The following is a 22,865-nucleotide window of genomic DNA, read 5'->3' as shown; positions in this document are numbered from 1 at the left end:
TGATAGTTTGCATAAAGCGTTTATTTTATAGTATAAGTATGCTAATTTGATGTATTTTACTCAATTTAGGGCAGTTGATTTATACACTCAATGTATAAGCAAGTGATACCAATGGATTCAGAGTGTGATTTTATACTATTCCCTAAATGTACGTTTAAGGCATAATTAAAGGAATAGTTAAAATACCATTTATTCTATTCAAATACCAAGAGTTACCCCTTTGTTGCAATGATGCTCCTAGCAAACCTACTTTTTTTCTGCCAAAAGAATTTTCAAATAGGACAAACTCCAGTTTTAATTAGGTAAATATGGTATAATTTAACTATAAAATATTGGAGGGATTAGTAATGTATATTAAAAGAGAAGAGGTTAATAAAGAAAATGAGGAAAAAGAAGAAGCCTATGAAGAACTTTGGAGAAAGTATATTGATATTAAGACAAAGATCAATATTCCCAATAATGCTAATAAAGTCCAATATTTAAAAGGGACACTAGATAATTTACCTAGAAATAATATTACTTGCATATGGGTCGAAGAAGATAATTTATGTTTTTTCCCTGCTAAACCACCAGAGCCAATATCAAATGACAGAGAATATTTAAGAAAACAAGTACAAAAAATCAAACAATTTAAAATTCCTATTGATAAAATAGAATATTATAAAACTAAAGGTGAAATAGTACGTGAAAATAAAATTTCTGGAGGTGGAGGTGGAGGTTATTCCATAAAAGGTGCAGTAGCAGGTGCTTTATTAGCAGGTGGAGCAGGTGCGATAATAGGTAGTCGAAAGAAAAATGAAGCGATAAAGTCTGAAATGATTGAACATGACAATAGGGAAATGCTTATGAGTTATATTGACAATACAAATAGCAGGCGTTCAGTGTATTTTGAGTATAGTGACTTTGAAACACTTAAAGAGTTATTACCAGAAAAAGAATATACAGTTGTTGATGCAATACAAAATCAAAATATTTTGAAAAAAGAAATGGATAAAAATAAATCGGCTACAGAAAAAATTAGAGCATTAAAATCATTACTTGATGATGGTATTCTTACAGAAGAAGAATATCAAGAAAAGAAAAAAGAACTATTAGCCAAAATCTAACAGAAGGGGATGATGGAATAATGAAAAGGAAAGTAATATTTTGTTTTATTTTCATCTTTATATTAGGCTTTAGTATGGGATGTGCTAAAGAGTTAGAAGAAATGGAAGTCGCAGATGACGATATTTTCACTGAAGGAACATTGCTTATGCGGGAATCGGTTGCGAATGTGGAAATAAAAGATTATAAAATTAGTATGGATAGTGAATTTTTCGTAAAATACAAAAATGCAAAACTAACAAATATACAACAAGCATATTATGATATATTAGTAAAATCAACCAAAGACTATAATAAATTTAAAGAAACAGGCGAAACTAAATATTTAAAAAGTAGCAATGAAGGAATAAACGAAATTACAAAATTACTTAAAGCGAATACTAAAAAGGAGTGATAACATAAACACTCCTTTTTTCGTGCCTTTTTAAAGGTGGTGTGAGTAATTATATACAATTGTCGAAACTTGCGATAATTAAATGTAGGATTCTACTCCTATTTGTTGAAGTAGGTAGTAAAAGGGGGTGAGATTGGTGGGAAAAATAAGTCAGATAGAATATGAAGTTTATAAAGAATTTCACAGTAAATATGAAGATGATAAAAAGAAATTAGAAGAAGACAAACTTAATAAAGAGAAAAACTTAATAAGAAGAAAAGTTGAAATGGCTATTGAGGAAGAAGTAAATCTAAGAGTTGATAAAGAAATACAAGACAAATATTATGAGTCGCTAGATGACTTTGACTCTTATAAAAAAGAATATAGAAAAAAGATACATGAACTAGATAAAAAGATACAAGTTTGCAAATCTACAATTCAATTTAATGAAGTAGAATAACTTAGAGCCATTAACGTGGCTCTTTTTTCATACCCAAAATAAGAAAGGAATTGATAATATGACAAATTTACAACGTCTTAAACTAGAATTAAACAACAAGGAATACTTCACCGACACAGAATACACTGTATTCCTAGAGGAAAATAATCTATCGCCAGAGGATACATATATAAAGGAAGGAAATCAACGTTCTCTTCTTTATACAATAGTAGATATACTAGAATCTCTATTAAATGATGTAGACTTATACAGAAGGGTACAAACGGAATTTCAAACCACAGGCCAGGCAGTACAATATTTTAGAAATAGAATACAGGACTTGAAAATTAAAATACAGGATTTATCAGATGATGCAGATGTTAGTCCATTTACATTAATGTTTACTAGGAGGGGGTAACATGAGCAATTTCAAAGCATTGAGGGATTCATTTAATCGGCATATAAAAGAGTATGGTCAAACTGTTTTGATTGATGGTGAGCCAATAAGGGCATTTTTTGGTGAGTATGATGATAAAAAGAATAGCCACGATCACAAATATATATTCGCTGATATTGGACTTGTAAAGCAAGGTAGTGTAGTTGTAGCACGTGGGCAAAGGTGGATTAGTGTAAGTCATGTAGTCAATATAAATAATGCCTATGAAAAATCCCTTGTAAGAGAAATTAAGTTTTGTTTAAAATGGCAGAATAAAGCCATACCATGTGTAATGGATGCACGTATGCAAAGTATAGATTATGGGCAAGCAATAAACCTTGCCACTGGAAATGTAGATATTACAATACCACAAAATGAGGATACAAGGGCAATAGTAGAAGATGATAATTTATTTGTGGCTAATCAGAAGTGGAAAGTTGAAGGGATAGATTATTCTAAAATAGGACTTATTACATTATATTGTGGTAAAACTGCATGGGGTGGAGAAGAAAAAGTATGGTCGGCTTGTGGTGATATTCCAGATGGTGATGTAGAGCCACTAGAACGAAGTATAAGATTTACAGTTGTAGATGATGGTGTAGGTATAGAAGATGCAAAGGTAACTATTAAAATAGAAGTGGGAACAGAACAAGTTCTTGAAGGTTACGATCCCATGGGACGCCCAATTTGGGGAACGGGCATTAAATATGAAGAAGTAGAATATTCTACAGATGCAGATGGAAAAGTTGAAATCCTTGTGACGGATTTAGAGGAATTAGAAGAAATAACTATAGATAGATATAATTATATAGTAGAGAAAGATGGATATACAATGGTAGAAGGCAATGTATTAAAAGAGGATATAGATGATGATGAAGGAATAGATATAGTTGTAGAATTGTAAAAATTAGGATTGACAAAGGCATTGAAATACCTTAAAATTGTGATTAAAGATAGTACGAGCCATGAGGACTGATTGAGAAAAGTTATAAGGAAATGTTGAAATTACAATGGTTTGAGGGGTGTCAGGTAGCGCGCATGGCTGGGGGCCATGAGGTCGCAGGTTCGAATCCTGTCGCTCCGACCAAAAAAAAATAGTAAGATGAAAAAAGACGCTAAGGACTAGCGTCTTTTTTCATCTTAGCACTTGAAATTTTGATAAAGCTTGTTAAAAATAGAAGTGCGCTATAAGTCGCTGGGTAGCATCGGATGAATTATTCATTGGATTTTGAGAAAAACTTGTGTTTTTAAAGCAATATAGTCATAAAATCTTCTGAAATGAAAAAGATAAGACGGAGTAGTCAGTACATCAAAATTCGTTGAGGAGGAATTGCCATGGAAGATTGGAAAGTAAGCTTACTACAATCAATAAGGAGTATTGAACATGCTCATGATACTGGAGACTTAAATGATGAGGAACGAAATGAATTAACAGAAGTGATAGTGAAACTACAAATGATCATGGAAGATTAATAAAACAAGGATCTGGTTATGGCTATAACCAGATCCTTGTTTTATTTATTAAGGTCATTTTAAAAATGATATGAAAAATTGCCTAAAGTCAAAAGTTTTACTTTACAAAGAACGTTTGTTCTAATATAATGAAATCAGAACATACATTCGGAAAAGGGAGTTGGAAATAATATGAAGTCAATGGTATTCGTCGGAACAGTAAAAGAATTAAGAAGATATCTCAATCAATGGAAAAAGGAAGCGGGTAAGGAAGCTTGTGCAACACTGCTGCATTGTGAAGAATAGAATCGGTTTTGGTGTTAAAGAGGGAAATTATTTAAATAATTTCCCTCTTTTTCTAAATTTTATGGATACAACCAATTGTATTACTCAAGGTTTCCTATAAAAAAATGTGCTGAATAAGCTGGTTTTGTTTCGTATTTTTCGTAAATGAAGTATACTATTGACTGAAGTAAGGGTTTGGAGACATAAGAAGGTAATTAGTTGTAAATAATGGTTCTCGATGATATACTAATGTGGGTGGAATCTGTAGAAAAATGACGAAATAACCCGACTGCAAACAGTGTATTTGAAGCTGTTTAGTCATAACTGTAAGTGACATCACAAAAAAGGAGGATATTTAATGAGTCAAAGTATTATTAACGCTACTTATGCTAGCGAGAGGAGTAAGAAAGCTACCTTAGCCGTAATCGGTAGCGCTGTAGCTATATTTTTTCCTGGTGCCTTGGTGTTTGGATTTCCTGGTCTAATGAGTCCTGTTTGGCAACAAATGTTAGGAATTGAGTCTGGTGCATTGGGATATGTTATGTTTTTCTTACTTGCATCTTTAGGTGTTTTTATGTTTTTTGTAGGAAAATGGACGATTACCATTGGTGCAAAAAACCTAATGAGAATTGGGACTGTCATGGCTAGTATAGCCGCACTTATGGTTGCTTTTGTTTCAAATATATGGATGATCTATCTATGGGCTTTCTTAGTAGGTGGCGCCTCATGCTTCATCTATTCACCGGGGATCAATAGTGTACAGCGGTGGTATCCACAAAAAAGAGGCTTGATGTCTGGTATTGTTAACCTCACCTTTGGAATATCAGCAGCAATTATGGTGCCTATTTTTAGATTTATGCTTGAGACTGTAGGGTACCAAACCCTTTGTATCATTGTTGCCGGTGCAACTTTAGTTGTGGGCTTAATCGCTTCTCAATTTACAGAAATACCTGAAAAAGTTAAAGGCTTTGAGCCTACCGAGGTGAAACAGGAGAATTCTGCAATGTCTGAGCAATTCTCATTTACTTCAAAAGAAGCCACTAAAACAAAAAGTTTTTGGCTACTATGGGCCGTTTGGGCATTGATGGGAGCTGCAGGAGTAACGATGGTGACACAATCTGTAAGTTTTGGAATGGCTAAAGGTTTTGATTTAGCTGCAGCAGCAACGATTTTAGCGGTATATAACTTAGCAAATGGTATCAGTAGAATTGTCACCGGAGCCATCTCTGATATAGTGGGTAGAAATTTAACCCTTAGTATTACCTTTGTGGGAGCAGCTATTGGCTACATTTTATTACCCCATGTCTCAGGTCTTGTAATGATTTCAATACTTGCAGGTTTGGTTGGATTTGGATATGGAACGTTATTTGCATGTTCGTCACCAATGATCGCTGACTGTTTTGGACTTAAGCACTTTGGCGCAATACTTGGTTTAGTCTTTACGGCCTATGGATTTATAGCGGGACTCATAGGGCCAACCCTTAGTGGATACTTATTGGGGATTACCAATGGCAATTATAAAATGGTCTTTTATTATTTAGCAACTCTTTGTCTGATTTCTGCAGTCTTAATTATGCTTGTGAAACCTCCTGTTAAAGAGACTCTGGCAGTGAAATCATAAGATAGTAAAGAAACATCAGTATATAATAACCCCTCTATATTGAGTTGAAATATAGAGGGGTTTCTAAGTTAACTATGTAAAATAATGTCACTCTATGATAAGATGGTGTGATAGAAGATTTACATTGTATGAATTTGGAAACCATATAAAAGTAAGATCTGTTTTCAATGGAATTTTGTAGTGAAGATATAGATAAGTAATTGTGTGTTACTTAGTGAGACTGAATTAATAATAATATGAATAAGGAGCTAAAACAATGGAATTAAAGTATAAGAAAAATATATTATGGAAAATTGCAGGTGCTGTGTGGTTTATTTTGGGCTTTGGAGCCTTCATTATGTTATACCAATTGGGAATTAACAATGTATTTAGAACAACAATAGGAGTACAGTTGCTACTCATAACGTTAATCAGCACTAGTTTAGGAAGACAATATCTTCGGATGACGTCCATCAGTTATATTACTGTTGTGGAAGTGGGGATCTCTCAATACATGGGCCTCATAAGAAAACCAAGGCTATATGAGTTTAATCAAATGAAAGAAGGACACCTCAAGGGGAAAAAATTACTTCTATCTATGAAAGATGACAAAGTGAATAAAATCGGATTAGATGTATTGGCTTCAGAAGACATTGAACGATTAACTGATGTGCTGACCAAGCACATCGCCATAATAAATGATGAAAAGAAATAACATAGTGGAAATGGTGAAGAGAGGAAGTAAATTGGTGGATGAAAAGCAGTATTTTAACTACCCAATAACAGAAGTTATTAAAAGAAGAATTTCGGTCAGAACATATGAACCACAGCCCTTATCGGTGGAAAACAAAAGAAAAATAATGGAATTTATTGATGATACCACAGGACCATTTACACCTAAGGTGCGTTTCGAGCTGATTGATGATTTAAGCGTTGCTGAAAATACTGGGAAGAAAATTGGTACCTATGGTGTAATTAGAGGAGCAAAAACCTACATACTGGTAGCCGTGGAGCGTGGTGATGGTGACTTAGAACAGGTTGGATATATACTGGAAAAAGTAATCCTTTTTGCTACATCCTTAGGACTGGGAACCTGTTGGCTGGGAGGAACTTTTAAGCGTGAAGGTTTTGAAAGACTCCTTGAACTGAAGGATCAAGAGTACATGCCGGTCATTACACCTATCGGTTATCCTCAAAATAAAAAATCTCTGATAGATAACATTGTTCGATTCGCTGCAGGGTCAAATAAGAGATTGAAATGGGAACAACTGTTTTATAAAGAGACATTAGACACGCCATTACTAAAAGAGGAAATTTCACAACAATATGCCATTGCCTTAGAAATGGTCAGAATGGCACCATCAGCGTCTAATAAACAACCGTGGCGCGTTGTTAAAGAAAAGGATCAGTTTCACTTTTATTTACAACGAAATAAGGGTTACAATAAAACCCTGGGGTTTGACATCCAACGAATTGACATCGGTATTGCCATGTGTCACTTTGAAATGACAATCAATAACCACGGGTTAACGGGTGAATGGATCAATGATGGTGGAACAAAGGCAGGAATGCAATTAGAACAGATGGAGTATATTACTTCATTTAATATTAATTCATCAATAATTGAATCATAATAAAAGTAGTAGAATGGGCTCATTGGCATCAATTCCTACTGCTAAAAAACCATTATTTTTTTGTTGTTTAAAAAAACCAGTACGCTTCGTATTCATATACGTTGCGGTCACTGGTTTTTTTGTACTTTAATTCTTATAAGTTTTTAACAGTCTGGCTTTAAGATACTAAAAGAAATCGTAGAAAATAACAATCAAATTTTTTATTGTGTAACCATAGTGAGACATCTTGTATATAATGTATCAAATAAGAAATATAGATAAATTGAAAGGGTGAAATATATGAACAATCAAGTGCCAGTATGTCCAGAGGGGACACTATATGCGATCCGACCTGGAGATTCATATTATGGTTTATCACAACGATTCAATACAACGATAGAAGCGATACGACAGGCTAATCCCGGTGTGGATCCACAAAATCTTCAGATTGGCCAAACAATTTGTATACCGGTAGCCCTAGAAGATACCATATGTCCAGGGGGATTTGTCTATGTGATTCAATCTGGAGACACATTTTTTAATATTGCACGACGATATAATATTGCAGTGGAAGCACTCATTGCAGCAAACCCCGATGTAAATCCAGATGCCCTGCAAATAGGGCAGGAAGTATGCGTACCTGCTGTAAGGCCACCAGCACCTTGCCCAGGAGTAACATATACCATTCGGGCTGGAGACACCTTTTATAGTATCGCCATACGCTACGGAGTTACTGTAGAACAGCTAAGAGCTGTAAATCCTAATGTGGATCCAGAACGGCTACAAATAGGGCAAAGAATATGTTTACCAGTAGGGGTACCGGGTCCCATTCCTTGTCCAGGAGGTATTCTTTATACGGTACAGTCTGGTGATACACTTTATCTAATTGCCAGACGTTATGGGATGACAGTGGCGCAGTTAACGATAGCGAATCCACAGCTTACAGATCCCAATCAACTCAGGGTTGGAGAAATCATCTGCATACCACGTATGATTTAATGATCAAGTCAATACTGATAAGAGCTTGAGCTATGCATTACAAGATAGCTCAAGCTCTTTTTGTGAAGTTTAGTTTTTATGGAAAAAAATTAACTAAGCTAAAGAGTGGAAGAGTTGCATAAAATAATGTATGATAGTAGAGGTAGAAAGCGTATATGACATAAAGGAAATGTAACTGTGATAAGGGGGAAAGAAAAATGAAAAAGACATGGATTATTGTTTTAGTCATCGTGGCATTAGTCATCGCAATACCTGCAATATCTATAACGGGTAGCTATAATAAACTAGTAGGAATGGATGAATCCGTCAATGCCAATTGGCAACAAGTCGAGAATTTAATGCAACGAAGATATGATTTGATCCCTAATCTAGTGGAGGTAACAAAGGGCTATGCATCCCACGAGGAACAGGTGTTTACTGAAATCGCCAACGCTAGAGCTCGTATTGGCCAAGGGAGCAATAGGGAAGATATGATTGATGCTAACCAAGAACTAACTGGAGCTTTAAGCCGATTGCTTGTCTTAACAGAAAACTACCCACAGCTTCAGGCCAGTGAGCAGTTTGTACGATTACAAGATGAATTGGCTGGAACAGAGAATCGACTAGCGGTAGCGCGTCAAGATTATAACAATTCTGTGAGAGATTATAATGATACCATAAGAAGATTTCCAACAAGCCTGTTAGCTAATAACTTTGGGTTTGACTCACAACCATACTTTGAAATGAGTTCTGAGGCAGGGGAGGCACCACAGGTAAATTTTAATTGAAAAAAGCAAATTTGTATTTAGCTCTATGAACAACATAGTTTAACTGATGTCACTTAATCCTAAGGAGGAAATGCTTTGAAGAATCAAAAAAGAACATTAATGTTAATGCTGTTCATAATTGTATTAATCAGCTCTTCCTTGACCAGTGTATATGCTTTTTCTATACCACAGACACCTACAGTGGACATATATGTCCAAGACTATGCATCTATGATTTCGAGTGATGTGAAGGAAGATATGCTTCGAATGAGTCAAGCCTTACAAGAGAAGACATCTGCAGAGCTTGTTATTGTGACGGTACCTTCAATAGAGGGGATACCAATTGAGGAGTATATACTTAACCTATTTCGCCAATGGGGGATTGGATCAACAGATCAAAATAATGGCGTACTGCTCTTAGTTGCTCAAGCGGAAGGAGAGGCGCGAATTGAAGTAGGGTATGGTCTAGAGGGAGCTATTAATGATGGTAAGGCTGGAGCCATTATGGATCAAATGATATCCTATTTCCAAAATGAAAACTATAGCCAAGGAATCTCAACTGCTTATAGTCTTCTACTTCAGGAAATAGCAGTAGAGTACAACATCGACATTAACGAAATTTTTGTAGGGGCTGAGGCTATAACCCCTACAGTTTTGGAACAACCTACTTCAATTGTAAGTCTTTTGAAAATGATTGGCTCACTGCTATTAATGACTTTACTAGGAATGCTAATATTTTCTAAGGTGCTTGGTAAGAATCTCTTTGTGTTAGCACTTCTATTTTTAGGAGATCTGGCTTCGGGAAAATATGCTGGACCTACAGGAGGTGGACCCCATCAGATGGGTGGCAACTTCGTTGGACGGTCTAGAAGAGGCCGTTATCCTAGAGGACCTAGAGGTCCCTTTGGAGGAGGTTCCTCTAGTGGAGGGTCTTCCATAGGTAGAGGTGGATTTGGGGGAGGCTCATCAGGTGGTGGTGGGGCTTCACGCAAGTGGTAAACTCAGTTTAAGTTCTTTTTAGCCCCATTGATAAGAAATCATTGGAGCCAAATTTCATGCTACCAGTGGTAGTAGTGATGGTTTTTTTGATTGATAACAAGCTACTGGGCTAAAAAATTTAGAAATGAAATCAATTATTAAGAAAGATGCACAAGTGATGCCCATCACAATGCATCTTTTTTTCTAGGGAGAATGCGATGAAATGCTTTGATTTAGCATATAATAGTTAGTATTCGGGATTAGCTACAAGAATATATGAAAAAGACCTTTAAGCATCTGTTAAAGTGGGTATCTATGTTATAATGGGAGAGTATAACAAATAATGATCAATGTAAAAGTGACCTATAATTGGAAAAATGATGAGATTAAAAAACTATATAGAAATATGGAGATGGTAATATGAAAAAGTGTTCAGTATGTCATAAAAACACCGCAATGATTTATGCTACCAAATTCGAAAATGGGAAATCTGAGATGAAGGGTATATGCATTCAATGTGCAAAAAAAATGGGGCTTCCTGTGATGGAACAGTTGATGGAGCAAACAGGGATGTCAGAAGAAGAAGTAGAAGGCTTAATGGAACAGATGAGTGATACCTTTGGAGAGCTGGATGCTGAGGATTTAGGAGATCCAAATAAACTGATGAATTTATTTAGTCAGTCCTTTTCCCAATTAAGCAATCTATATAACAAGGACGACCATCCTAATATAGAGGAAGACATTGTAGAGAACCCTGAAAAGGAGATTGAGGATAACGAAGAGATTAAGGAAGAAAAAGTTGGAAAATCAAAACTAAGAAAAAAGAAGAAAAAGAGAAAAAACTTGGACTTATATGGAACGAACCTAACAGAAAAAGCTTTTAATAATGGGGTGGATCGAATAATTGGCCGACATCGAGAAATTGATCGTGTTGTCCAAATATTAAACAGAAGAGCAAAAAACAATCCCATATTAATTGGAGAACCGGGGGTTGGTAAAACCGCTATTGCAGAAGGCTTAGCTGTGAGGATCGTTGAGAAGCAGGTTCCTGCAAAATTACTAGATGCTGAAATTTACCTTTTAGACTTAACTGCAATTGTAGCAGGTACTCAATTTAGAGGACAATTTGAAGGTAGAATGAAAGCGATAATTGAAGAAGCTCAAGAAAGTGGTAATGTGATACTGGTTATCGATGAAATTCATAACATTATGGGTGCAGGGGAAGTCCATGGTGGCGTAATGAATGCAGCAAATATTTTAAAGCCGGCTCTAGCCCGGGGAGAAGTCCAAGTCATAGGTGCCACCACAATTGAAGAGTATCGAAAACATATTGAAAAAGATGCAGCCTTAGAAAGAAGGTTTCAGTCTGTTTTGATAGAAGAGCCCAGCATAGATGAGTCAATTGAAATCTTAAAGGGGATTAAAGACTATTATGAAGACTATCATAAAGTGCTCATCAGTGATGAGGTTATTGAGTCAGCTGTGAAATTATCTGAACGATATATTACTGATCGATATTTACCAGATAAGGCCATTGATGTGATTGATGAAGCTGGATCTCGAGCAAATTTAAAAAATAAAGGACTTGTGGAGCTAGAAGCACTTAAAGAGGAATTGGTTAAAGTAGAAGAGGACATGGCCGAGGCTGCCCTTCATGATGACTATGAAAAGGCTGCTCAATTCAAAATGGAAGAGTGTAGGTTAGTAAAGCGGATCGAAATCATTGAAAAAGAATCAAAAGAAGTTCACATCACCACAGAAGATATTGCATTTGTCATTGAGGCGTGGACAAAAATACCAGTACGTAAAATTACTGAAGAAGAAGCAGAAAAACTATTGCAATTGGAAGAGAGTCTTCATAGGCGAGTCATTGGTCAACATGAAGCCATTACAAGTTTAGCCCGAACCATTAGGCGGAATCGTGCTGGCTTTAGAAAGAAGAAGAGACCTGCTTCCTTTATTTTTGTAGGACCCACTGGAGTAGGTAAAACTGAGCTTGTGAAAACCCTAGCCATAGAGTTATTTGGTAACGAAGAGGCATTGATTCGTATGGATATGTCGGAGTATATGGAAAAGCATACGGTTTCTAAGTTAATTGGAGCACCTCCTGGATATGTTGGATACGATCAAGGAGGGCAACTCACTGAAAAGGTAAAACGAAAGCCATACTCCGTTATCTTAATGGATGAAATTGAAAAAGCCCATCCAGATGTATTCAATATGCTATTACAAATATTAGAAGACGGAAGATTAACTGACAGTCAAGGTCGGACAGTTTATTTTGAAAACACAGTCTTAGTGATGACATCTAATGCAGGAACAAGTTTAAAGTCCAATGGTATCGGGTTTGGAAAACATGGATACCAAGCATTAGAGGCAAAAGTACATGAATCACTGAAGGAAAGTTTTAAACCAGAATTTCTAAATCGAATTGATGAGATAATTGTATTCACCCAGCTTTCAAAAGAAGAACTCAAGCAGATTGTGGATTTAATGCTAAAGGAAGTTGCTGAAGACCTACGGCAAAAAGACATGACAATGGAGGTCTCAGATGAGGTTAAAACATTCCTCATCGAAAAGGGGTATGATGAAAAGTATGGTGCTAGACCTCTAAGGAGAACCATACAACGAAGTATTGAAGATGAAATGGCAGAGGCTTATCTAAAAAATGAGATTGTTGAAGGGGATCATGTGAAAATTCAGTTGAAGGAAGACCAAGTTGTACTAGTCAAGTGAGCTTAATTACTAAGTTGAAACCTCAGAGAACCTAAAATGAAAATCATGATAAAAATTGAGATACGTAATTGAAACCAATATAAAAACACAAGGCTGTAAGTGATCTTACTGTCTTGTGTTTTTTATTCATTAGATCTGTAAGTCCACAAAATAATATCAGAGGAGTGGTAGCGTGCATATATGCTAGATATTTACACCTTAGTCACATTTCTGCCATAAAATATTTCTTGCATTTCATCTCGAAGCTGATCCTTGATGGAGGCACTTTCATGATCTGATAGTTCCTCTTCGGAGACACCAAAAAGATAATTATTCAACTTGAAATCTTTTAAGGTCATTTTTGTATGAAAAATGTTTTCCTGATATACATTAACATCGATGGCATGATAGAGGTTTAAAATATCCTTAGCAATATAATTCTGAATTGAATTAATATCATGATCAATAAAATATTTCTGTCCATTGATATCCCGGGTAAAACCTCTTACTCGATAATCAATTGTAACAATATCAGATTCAAAGCTATGAATCAAATAATTCAGGGCTTTAATAGGGGAAATATGTCCACAGGTGGACACATCTATATCTGCTCTAAATGTGCTGATACCATCAAGGGGGTGGGTCTCTGGATAGGTGTGAACGGTCACATGACTTTTATCTAAATGAGTAACAATAGATCCAGGAGAAGGTTTGTTACCTGGGAGTGGACCGGGACTCTCACCTGTGAGGGATTCTGGGGTTAGGGTAGGAACTGTCATTTCCTCAGCAACCAACATGGTGACACTGGCTCCTTGGGGATCGTAATCCTGTTTAGATATACTTAGAATGTTAGCGCCTGTAATATCAGCTACATTCGATAAAATTTTCGTTAAACGCTCTGCATTATATTGCTCGTCGATATAAGCAATGTAGGCCTTACTTTGCTCTGGGGCTTTAGCATAACAAATATCATAAATATTAAAGCTTAAGGTTTTAGTTAAATTGTTAAAGCCATAGAGTTGTATTTTTTCAAAAGATTTGATATCCATTATCCACTCTCCTCTTAAGTGAAAATTTGAACTTATCTATTAATATAGGCTTATCTATGAAAAATTATAAGGGAAGATAAAAAATCATAGAAATAATAAGTTTCTAGTTGAAAGGAGGGTATAATGTAAAGACAAGATAATGTTTAATAATAAACTTATAACAGGTGCTAAACTTATAACAGGTGCTACAATTATAAATCATCGTTAAGAAGTAGCATTCTAAGAGTACCCATTCTATTTGACTTGTCTTTTTAATAATTCTTTTAATCTATCAGGTCGATCTGTAATAATGCCGTCGACTCCTAAATTAATCAATCTACGCATTTCCTGCTTGTCATTAATTGTCCAATAATAAATTGCCAATTTATGACGGTGGGCTGCTTTTATAATTGCACTGCAATCAAGTCTTAAAAAATAAAATTGCCTAGGGAGAAGAATCGCTGTAGCCTTGTTTTTAAAAAGAGAATCAAGTCGTAGAAAGGCAAGAACTACAAAAACCGCAACTTCATAATTGCCCATGGCTGTTTTCACACTATTCTGGCTGATTTTTCGGAAATAATTAATGACAGAATCATGAAAACTGGCTATTAACACACGATCCCATAGATGATGTTTTTTGATGAGGTCGAATATTTGATCTGCAACTGCATAGCCTCGTTTTCCACTGTCTTTAAGGTCAAATATAAGGGGAGAAACGTAGTCATTACGTAAGACATCCTTTAACTGAGGAATGTTTACGTTACGGTTGCCATAGGGATAATGGCCTGATGGACTTTGAAATCCATAGGCAAAATTGTAAGCTAATAGTTCTCTATAAGTGAAGTCTGCAATAGGACCTGTGCCATTACTCATTCGATCTATGGATTCATCATGATGGCAAACGAGCACTTGATCTTTTGTCATACGGATATCCATTTCTAATATATCAGCTCCAAGCTCAAGGGAACCATCAAAGGAAATGATGGTGTTTTCTGGAAAAAGAGCCTGTGCACCTCGATGACCAATGTTTAAAGTAGTTTTATCTTTATTAAACATGTTTTGCCCCCTCTTTAAATATATTTCGCTGTTTCTAAAGATTATACTACTTATTTGATAAAATATACAATATTGGATGGAATTCATATGAATTTGGAAGGAGGAATAATTTGAAGGATAATCAGTATATGTTGAATAATTATAAAATGATTGCTCAAAAATTTCAAGAAGAAGGTAATATTTTTCAAACCTTAAAATTTTATGAAAAGGCCTATCAAACTCATGGAGGAGCTGAAGATATTGAGCTATTATTGAGTATGGGCTTGCTCTACGATGAATTAGAAGACTACCCTTTGGCAAAAAAAAAGTACGAAGAAGTACTTCAAATCAACCCCAAGGAAGCCAGGGGATATTATAGCCTAGCTATTTTATATGATCAGCAAAAGGACTATGACACTGCGATTTACTATTACAAAAAGGCAATTGAAATGGACCCATATTATGAAAAGGCCTATTTTTTCTTGGCTAACGTGTACGACGAACTAGAGGAAAAGGAGAAAGCAATTGAATATTATCAAAAATCCATTAGTTTAAATACTGAAGATTTTTGGGCTTATGTAAACCTAGGGTCTATCTATGAAGAATTAGATAAAAATGGACAAGCACTTATCATGATGGAGAAGGCTTTAGAAATAGACCCGACTAACTATAAGGCATTATTTAATATGGGGGTTATACTAAAGAAGCTAGAACGGGTTGAAGAATCGATACACTACTATATGAAATCGATTCAATATAATCAAGATTACCCCTATGGTTTTTTGAATCTAGCAGTACTATATAAAGAACAAAAAGAATATACAATGGCCCTTGATGTAATTAGTCAGGGAATTATATATAATAAAAATGTAGCTGTACTATTTTATAATCGTGCCTGTTTGCATGTTTATTGCCACAATAAAGAAAAAGCCTTAAGGGATTTGATTCGAGCCACAGAGCTGAGTCCAAGTTTAATCCAATATATGAAAAAAGACCATGAATTGGACTTACTTCGAGACCTTGAAGCATATCAAATGATGTTTGAAAGATGATGATGTAGCTTTTATCTTAGGTGTATTACTAAGATTTCTGATAAACTAAATTTGTTTGATTAGGCCGTAAAAAGACAAAAATAGTGAGGAATAGACAATTGATGTTGAAATTTGAATATTTCCAAGGCAATAAAACTAAGAGATAAGCTAAATAGAAATTAGCTTATCTCTTAGTTTTATTAGGAAAAATTACAAAGTTTGATTGCTTAGGGCTTTTCTCTGGAAAAACAAGGGATATAGAGCTTAGTTGTAGAATAAAAAGAGTAGCATATAAGTATTATGCATAAAATGAATCTCAGAAAATAGACGGAGGGATTATGAATTTAATAAATAATAACAAAAAAATTGGAGTTGTAACTAAATATCTTATTTTTATATTAGTATTCTTGATTTGTGTGACGGGCATTTTACTACTATGGTTGAGGAGTAGTAAGGTAACCATTTTTACTGAAAATCCTAGATATCACTTTTACTTTGTGGGCCAAAATGCAGTAGATCCTTACTGGAAGGAAATTAGACAAGGTGCAGAACAAGCTGCAAGGGATCATAATGTTGTTGTGGAATTTAATGCCCCAAGGTTTTATAGTCCTGAAGAGGAGTTAAAGTATCTAGATATTGCAATTTTATCTGAAGTAGATGGCATTATCACACATGTTTCTAGTGGAGAGGACTTTACAACGATGATTAACAAAGCATATTATGGTGGAATCCCAGTAGTGACTGTTGAAAATGACGATAAGATAAGTAATCGGGCCGCTTTTGTAGGAACAAATGGATTCTTGCTAGGGACAGAAGCAGGAAAACTGATGGTTGAGGCTACTGGGGGAAAAGCGAATATTGCAATCATTGTTAGTAATAATTTTGAACCAGATGCAGCTAGTCAAAATATTAGAATTAATGGTTTTTTAAGTGAACTCAAAGAGTACCCTGACATGGAGGTTGTGCAAACCTATACTTCTCGGATGGGTATATTAAGTGCCGAGGAAATTACCCAATCCATTTTAAATGGGGGGAAAGACATTGATGCAATTTTTACAATGACATCTGTGGACACCCTTGGGAGCGTGCAACTCATCATAGATCAAAACAAAGTTGGAGAAATCACAATGATTGGATTTGGAGACGCAGAAAGTACCCTACGGTATATAGAAAAGGGAATTATTTATGGCACAGTGATGAGTGATCCTTACAGAATGGGATATGAAAGTGTGCAGGCACTCATTGATATAAAAGAGAAAAATAATGTGTCCAGCTTCATTGATACTGGGGTGAAAGTAATTAAAAGAGAAAATCTCCATGAGTATGAAGAAAGACTAGAATTTTTAGAATAGTTGGTGAAAATATGAACAAACAGATATTCCGATTTGTAGGAATTCGAAAGAAAATAATTGTTTACTATCTCATTATTACAATTTTATTAGGTGTGACCAGCCTGTTTGCGAATTATAACGCTAGGATCGTCTCGTCGCAAGTGGAAATGATCCTAGAGGATTATGCTTATCTAAGTGAATTGAATAATGATGTTAACATACTTATGATGGAAATTGAGAAGTATTTGACTACAAAGTCATCTGAAGCCTTATTAAACTATTATACAATTTACAATGATTTACAGCGTAAGTCAAGGGAGATTTCTAAAGAAGCGAATTTTGAATTAGATGAACTTATGCTGAAAAATATAGGCAATATGATTGATAATCTTTTATTGGAGACAGATGATGCAGTTAGGGCAAAACGAGGAAGAATAAGTAGTGAATACATCCAACATTTTACCCGGGCAAATGAAATCAATGACCATATCAAATATTATATTAGTAGCTTGGTAGATAACAAGTTAGAACAGGGAGCAAATGAATATCAGCGGATTACTAGTAATATGACCTTTATTAGCTATGCTAGTTTAATTATTATCATTGGCTCATTTATATTAAATATTTTTCTTGCCATTTTATTTTCATATCGATTGACAAGACCTATCGTAGAATTGGCCCATAATGCTGAACAGATTTCTGCTGGTAACTTTGATGTTGAGCCAGTGAAAATTGAAACAGATGACGAAGTTAAAGTACTGGCTAAGGCATTCGAGAAAATGGTGGTCAATATTAGGCAATATATATTGGAGATCAAAAGACAGGCTGCCGTTGAGACAAAGCTCAAGGAGCAAGAGATGGAAAATTTGAAAGTAAAGAGTTTATTAAAGGACGCTGAATTAAAATCTCTACAATCTCAAATTAATCCTCATTTTTTATTTAATACTCTTAATGCAGCTTCTCAATTATCTATGATGGAAGGGGCAGATAACGCATCAGAATTTATTGAGAGTATTGCTAAACTTTTTAGATACAATTTAAGGAAGCTCGAGGAACCTGTAAATATATCGGAGGAGATTAACTATGTTAGGAATTATATGCATATCCTAAAGACACGATTTGGTAGTAGGATAGCATTTTGTACAGAGATTGATGAAAGCGTTTTAGAGATAAAAATGCCTTGTATGATCATTCAACCTATTGTAGAAAATGCCTTTATTCATGGATTAGAAAATCAAGAGGAAGAAGGGAAAATTTCTTTAGTTGTAAAACATGTTGAAGGAGAAATTCAAATAAAAGTCATTGATGATGGCACAGGAATGACAGAAAAGCAAATTGAAAATCTTTTGTCCTTAGAACCTACGGGGCCCATTGTCAAGGGCCATACAACAGGGATCGGCATTCATAATGTAATTGATCGATTAAGACTTTACTATAATATTTCAGACATAGAGAATGTGATTGATATTGAGAGTGAAAAAGGGGTTGGAACAACGGTAACATTGAAGATACCATATGATGGAGGTGGAATAAATAATGGTTAAAATATTAATAGCTGACGATGAACATATTGTAATTGAATCTCTTCAATTTATTATTGAAAAATACATTGAGAATGTAGAAATAGTTGGTAGCGCAAAATCAGGAAGAGAAGCGATTGAAAAGGCATTAATCACCAGCCCAGACATTATTTTGATGGATATTCACATGCCTGGAATCAATGGAATCGAAGCCATTAAGCAAATTAAAGAAAACAATGTTGATGCAATGTTTGTAATCATTACAGCCTATGAATACTTTCAATATGCAAAGGAGGCTGTCAATTTAGGGGTGTATGAATATTTGCTGAAACCCTTAAATAAAAATAAGGTAATCAACTTAATGACTGATATGATCAAAATGATTTCTAATAAGCGCGAGGTGATGCACAGACATATTATTTTAAAGGAAAAGATCAACAAAATCATTCCACTTATGGAAGGACAGTTTGTTCACACAAATCTTTTTAGTGGAGGCAGTATTAAGGACGTCGCTTTTTATGAGGATATCTTTAATATGAGTTTAAGAAAGGGATATGTAATGACAGTGAGGATTGAAGTACAGGAAACAAAGGGCATGGAGGCGGATTTAAATTACAGTTTAGAAAAACAACGGTTTTATGACATATTTAAGATGGAGTTAAAAAACTTAACTGATAGTTTAATTGGCCCACCACTCCTAGACCGATTACTAGCGTATATTCCTGTAGATAAAAATATAAGTGATTATGAGATTAGAAATCAAGGCATCGATATTGCGAAGAACTTGGTGAAGCGAATGCGTAAACAAAGTAAACTACCTTTTACCATTGGTTTAGGCGGTAACTATGAAATCGATCACTTTTCTAAATCATGTCATGAGGCATATATTGCTGCCAGTCTGTCATCTGATGAAGCGGTGACACATTTTCAAGACATGAATCCTACTTATAATTCGAATAGTGCCTATCCAGAGAACAAGGAAAGGTTACTGATTCATAAGCTACTAATTGACGATATAGAAGGATTTTTAAAGGTTTTCGATGAAATATTTCTATGGCTTATGGATCACTATGAAGAGGATGTAGACAAAATTAAATCTAGACTTATTGAACTGTTGATTTTAATGAAGCGAAATATTCCCTATGAAATGAAGGGAAAACTTGACGATGAAAAATATTTAATTCAGCTACTGAAAATTGATAATATTAAAGAGTTAAAAAATAGCTACCTAAATTATATAAGAAGTATTATTTTCAGTATTGAAGAGATTCGAAAAAATGAATTGAATGGACTTATTACAAAGGCATTAGCCTTTATACAGAAACATTATAATGAAAACATTTGTTTGAATGATGTGGCTCAAGAGATTAATATGAGCTATCACTATTTCAGTAAATTTTTCAAAGAGTCCACAGGCAAAAATTTTGTTGATTATCTAACGGAATTAAAAATTGAAAGGTCTAAGGAGCTTTTGAAGAACCAGAGTATCAGCATCAAAGAAATATGTTATGAAATTGGTTATAGTGATCCAAATTACTTTAGCAAAGCTTTCAAAAAGATAACCGGTGTAACGCCTACGGCATACCGTGCTTGTATATCTTTATAGAAGGGAATGGAGTAAGATGAAAAGTAAGGAAATTTTAAAATTATTAACAGTGGTTATTCTATTGATTGTTTTAGTCGGTATGATAACACGAACTGTTAAAATTTTCAATGAAGGGTATATAACTGGAGGCGCAGTGGAAGGACCCGAGGAAAGAGAGCGTCAGCATGTTAGAATTGGCTTTGCTTTGGGTACTCTAAAAGAAGAGCGTTGGATTAAAGATCGTGATATTGTCATGGCTAAGATCAAAGAATATGGAGGGGAAATTATTGTCCAAAATGCCAATAATGATGACCAGGACCAATTAAAACAGGTGAAGTATTTGTTAGATCAAGACATTGATGTCCTGATTATCGTACCTAATGATTTAGAAAAAGCTTCTTTAGCTGTAGAGCAAGCAAAAAGACAGGGTGTTAAGGTCATTTCATATGACAGATTAGTCCTCAATTCAAATGTAGATCTCTATATATCCTTTGATAATGTCAGTGTAGGTGAGAAAATGGCAAATTACATCTTAAATCAAGTACCACGTGGAAATATTTTGATTATTAATGGACCTCCCACAGATCATAATACGAAGCTGATCAAAGAAGGCTATGATAGAATATTAAGTGATAAGATAGAAAAAGGTGAGATTAAAATTATAGCTGAGGAATGGGCTCCAAATTGGATGAAAGAGTATGCCTTTAATATGACCGATATGCTACTACAGGATCAAGTCCAGATCGATGGAATCATAGCAGGAAACGATGGACTAGCGGATGGGATGATCGCTGCCCTATCGGAACACAGGTTGGCAGGAGAGGTAGTTGTGGTGGGACAGGATGCAGATTTAGTAGCTTGTCAAAGGATCGTGGAAGGCTCTCAGCTCATGACAGTGTATAAGCCCATTGAAAAACTAGCAGAGGTGACAGCTCAAATGGCGATGAAGCTGGGTAGGGGAGAGAGTCTAGAAATAGAAAATCGAATTTCCGACGGAAACTATCAAATACCTTACTATGTTTTAGACCCTATTGCTGTAGATAAAACCAATATAGATGATACAATTATTAAGGATGGATTCCATCGAGCAGATGAAGTTTATCGAAGTTTAAATTAAGGATTATCCAGCTACTCAGATACAAATGAGTAGCTGGATTTTTTTATCACAAAATCTTACTAGCATATATCGGATGAGGTCTTCATTGGTTAAAAAAGTGTAGGATATCGTAAAAGATTATAGAGGCAATTTCACATGAAAAAAAGAATCAAGTAGTATAATTAGAACAAGTAGGAAAGTATAGGCAACAAAGGAAAACGTTTACCACAATGACTGATTATTGATTTTACTACGTTTTCTAAATACCAATAGGTCAAGAAAGCCGAAGTTATGGAAATCTCAAATCAATACATTTTGCAATGAGATAACTAGTAGCTAAGGGACTTATGATCTAAGTTTAGGAAAGGTAGTTAAATGAAAATAATAAAAAATCTTAAGGGGGACAAATGTATGAAGAGCAAAAAAATATTATCTTTCTTGTTAATGATGGTAATGGTAGTTACACTGCTAGCAGGATGCGGTGGACAACAGGAAACTGCAGAAGAAACTGCTGGAGAGGAAACTGTAGTCGAAGAACCAGAAGCGAAAATTAGAGTAGGACTATCATTACCAACCCAGCGTGAGGAAAGATGGGTACGAGATAAAGAAAGAATGGAAGCATATGCTGCTGAAGTAGGAATTGAACTGATTGTAAGAGTTTCCGATGCAAATATACAAGAACAAATTACACAGGTTGAAGCGCTCTTAAACCAGGGAATTGATGTTTTAATATTAGCACCCCATGATGCATCAGCAGCAGCTTCACTAGTAGAACAAGCTAATCGAGAAGGTGTACCAGTCATTTCCTACGATAGATTAATCACAAATACTGATAAACTTGATATTTACTTATCATTTGACAATGTAAAAGTAGGAGAGCTTCAAGGCAAATATATCACAGAGCAGGTTCCTGAAGGAAGATACATTATTATGTCAGGAGCACCAACTGATAATAATGCAACATTATTTAAGCAAGGCGCAATGAGCTATATTCAACCGTTGATTGATGCAGGTAAAATTGAGGTTATTGCAGAACAAGCGGTAGATAATTGGGTACCAGAAAATGCATTGAGAATCGTTGAAGCGGCATTATCTGCTAACGATAATCAAGTAGATGCTATTCTTGCACCTAATGATGGAACAGCAGGAGCGGCGATTCAAGCACTTACAGCTCAAGGGCTAGCGGGGCAAGTACCGATTACAGGGCAGGATGCAGAGGTATCAGCTGCAAAGAGAATTGTAGATGGAACACAATCTATGACAATATTTAAAGATACAAGATTACTCGGAGAAGAAGCCATCAATATTGCCATCAAATTAGCTAATGGAGAAAGCATTAGTACCAATGGTGAAGTTGACAACGGAAGATTTAATGTACCATCAGTATTACTTGAGCCACAGGTTGTGACAGCAGATAACATTAGAGAATTATTAGTAGGTGGTGGATATATAACAGAGGCAGACTTAAATTAATGTAGGAGCATAATGAATCAGATCGA

The 22,865-nt window shown here is 35.2% G+C and carries 21 protein-coding genes; 19 read left to right on the top strand and 2 right to left on the bottom strand.

Going from position 1 to position 22,865, the window contains the following annotated elements:
* Positions 1–347 precede the first annotated feature (347 nt).
* The 13 genes from AMET_RS13990 to AMET_RS13935 all read left to right on the top strand — a co-directional run bounded on the left by AMET_RS13990 (position 348) and on the right by AMET_RS13935 (position 12,761).
* On the top strand, positions 348–1,106 hold the full coding sequence (locus tag AMET_RS13990) for an SHOCT domain-containing protein (protein ID WP_012063956.1): 759 nt from the start codon (positions 348–350) through the stop codon (positions 1,104–1,106).
* A 20-nt stretch (positions 1,107–1,126) separates the two neighbouring features.
* Positions 1,127–1,498, top strand: a complete 372-nt coding sequence (locus AMET_RS13985; RefSeq protein ID WP_012063955.1) for a hypothetical protein — start codon at positions 1,127–1,129, stop codon at positions 1,496–1,498.
* 136 nt (positions 1,499–1,634) lie between these two features.
* Positions 1,635–1,937 (top strand): hypothetical protein, encoded by a 303-nt coding sequence (locus AMET_RS13980; RefSeq protein ID WP_012063954.1) that lies wholly within the window; start codon positions 1,635–1,637, stop codon positions 1,935–1,937.
* 58 nt (positions 1,938–1,995) lie between these two features.
* Entirely contained in the window at positions 1,996–2,334 is a 339-nt protein-coding gene (locus tag AMET_RS13975; RefSeq protein ID WP_012063953.1) for a hypothetical protein, read from the top strand.
* A 1-nt stretch (position 2,335) separates the two neighbouring features.
* Positions 2,336–3,256, top strand: coding sequence for a hypothetical protein (locus AMET_RS13970; RefSeq protein ID WP_012063952.1), 921 nt, complete (start codon positions 2,336–2,338; stop codon positions 3,254–3,256).
* Between the two features lie 431 nt (positions 3,257–3,687).
* Positions 3,688–3,825 carry a hypothetical protein gene (locus AMET_RS25840; protein WP_012063951.1) on the top strand — a complete coding sequence of 46 codons (138 nt, stop codon included), beginning with the start codon at positions 3,688–3,690 and terminating at the stop codon, positions 3,823–3,825.
* A gap of 622 nt (positions 3,826–4,447) precedes the next feature.
* Complete coding sequence (locus AMET_RS13965; RefSeq protein ID WP_012063949.1) at positions 4,448–5,710, top strand: MFS transporter; 1,263 nt, start codon at positions 4,448–4,450, stop codon at positions 5,708–5,710.
* Positions 5,711–5,966: 256 nt separating this feature from the next.
* The gene (locus tag AMET_RS13960) at positions 5,967–6,404 is read left to right on the top strand and encodes a hypothetical protein (RefSeq protein WP_012063948.1); all 438 of its coding nucleotides are present in this window, start codon (positions 5,967–5,969) and stop codon (positions 6,402–6,404) included.
* On the top strand, positions 6,388–7,323 hold the full coding sequence (locus AMET_RS13955; protein WP_242661296.1) for a nitroreductase family protein: 936 nt from the start codon (positions 6,388–6,390) through the stop codon (positions 7,321–7,323). The genes AMET_RS13960 and AMET_RS13955 overlap by 17 nt, the downstream gene beginning before the upstream one ends.
* A 279-nt stretch (positions 7,324–7,602) precedes the next feature.
* Positions 7,603–8,301, top strand: coding sequence for a LysM peptidoglycan-binding domain-containing protein (locus AMET_RS13950; protein ID WP_012063946.1), 699 nt, complete (start codon positions 7,603–7,605; stop codon positions 8,299–8,301).
* Positions 8,302–8,498: 197 nt separating this feature from the next.
* Positions 8,499–9,068 (top strand): LemA family protein, encoded by a 570-nt coding sequence (locus AMET_RS13945; protein WP_012063945.1) that lies wholly within the window; start codon positions 8,499–8,501, stop codon positions 9,066–9,068.
* A 75-nt stretch (positions 9,069–9,143) separates the two neighbouring features.
* Entirely contained in the window at positions 9,144–10,046 is a 903-nt protein-coding gene (locus AMET_RS13940; protein ID WP_012063944.1) for a TPM domain-containing protein, read from the top strand.
* Between the two features lie 399 nt (positions 10,047–10,445).
* Positions 10,446–12,761: an ATP-dependent Clp protease ATP-binding subunit gene (locus AMET_RS13935; protein WP_012063943.1), complete on the top strand. Its 2,316-nt coding sequence runs from the start codon at positions 10,446–10,448 to the stop codon at positions 12,759–12,761.
* Between the two features lie 191 nt (positions 12,762–12,952).
* Here the strand turns inward: AMET_RS13935 and speD are convergent, their stop codons facing one another.
* Positions 12,953–13,789: an adenosylmethionine decarboxylase gene (gene speD / locus AMET_RS13930; RefSeq protein WP_012063942.1), complete on the bottom strand. Its 837-nt coding sequence runs from the start codon at positions 13,787–13,789 to the stop codon at positions 12,953–12,955.
* A gap of 234 nt (positions 13,790–14,023) precedes the next feature.
* Positions 14,024–14,824 (bottom strand): glycerophosphodiester phosphodiesterase, encoded by an 801-nt coding sequence (locus AMET_RS13925; protein WP_012063941.1) that lies wholly within the window; start codon positions 14,822–14,824, stop codon positions 14,024–14,026.
* Between the two features lie 110 nt (positions 14,825–14,934).
* On the opposite strand from AMET_RS13925, the gene AMET_RS13920 reads away from it, so the two are divergent.
* From AMET_RS13920 to AMET_RS13895, 6 genes are all read left to right on the top strand, one after another.
* Positions 14,935–15,855 carry a tetratricopeptide repeat protein gene (locus AMET_RS13920; protein ID WP_242661294.1) on the top strand — a complete coding sequence of 307 codons (921 nt, stop codon included), beginning with the start codon at positions 14,935–14,937 and terminating at the stop codon, positions 15,853–15,855.
* Between the two features lie 317 nt (positions 15,856–16,172).
* Positions 16,173–17,186, top strand: coding sequence for a sugar-binding protein (locus AMET_RS13915; protein WP_012063939.1), 1,014 nt, complete (start codon positions 16,173–16,175; stop codon positions 17,184–17,186).
* An 11-nt stretch (positions 17,187–17,197) separates the two neighbouring features.
* Complete coding sequence (locus tag AMET_RS13910; RefSeq protein ID WP_012063938.1) at positions 17,198–18,709, top strand: sensor histidine kinase; 1,512 nt, start codon at positions 17,198–17,200, stop codon at positions 18,707–18,709.
* Positions 18,702–20,291, top strand: coding sequence for a response regulator transcription factor (locus AMET_RS13905; RefSeq protein ID WP_012063937.1), 1,590 nt, complete (start codon positions 18,702–18,704; stop codon positions 20,289–20,291). Before AMET_RS13910 ends, AMET_RS13905 begins: the two co-directional genes overlap by 8 nt.
* A gap of 16 nt (positions 20,292–20,307) precedes the next feature.
* Positions 20,308–21,387, top strand: coding sequence for a sugar ABC transporter substrate-binding protein (locus tag AMET_RS13900; protein ID WP_012063936.1), 1,080 nt, complete (start codon positions 20,308–20,310; stop codon positions 21,385–21,387).
* A gap of 390 nt (positions 21,388–21,777) precedes the next feature.
* Entirely contained in the window at positions 21,778–22,839 is a 1,062-nt protein-coding gene (locus tag AMET_RS13895) for a sugar ABC transporter substrate-binding protein (protein WP_012063935.1), read from the top strand.
* The last annotated feature ends 26 nt before the right edge of the window (positions 22,840–22,865 follow it).

This window comes from Alkaliphilus metalliredigens QYMF (assembly GCF_000016985.1).
GTDB lineage: Bacteria > Bacillota > Clostridia > Peptostreptococcales > Natronincolaceae > Alkaliphilus_A > Alkaliphilus_A metalliredigens.
This window is presented reverse-complemented; position numbering and strand designations above follow the sequence as displayed.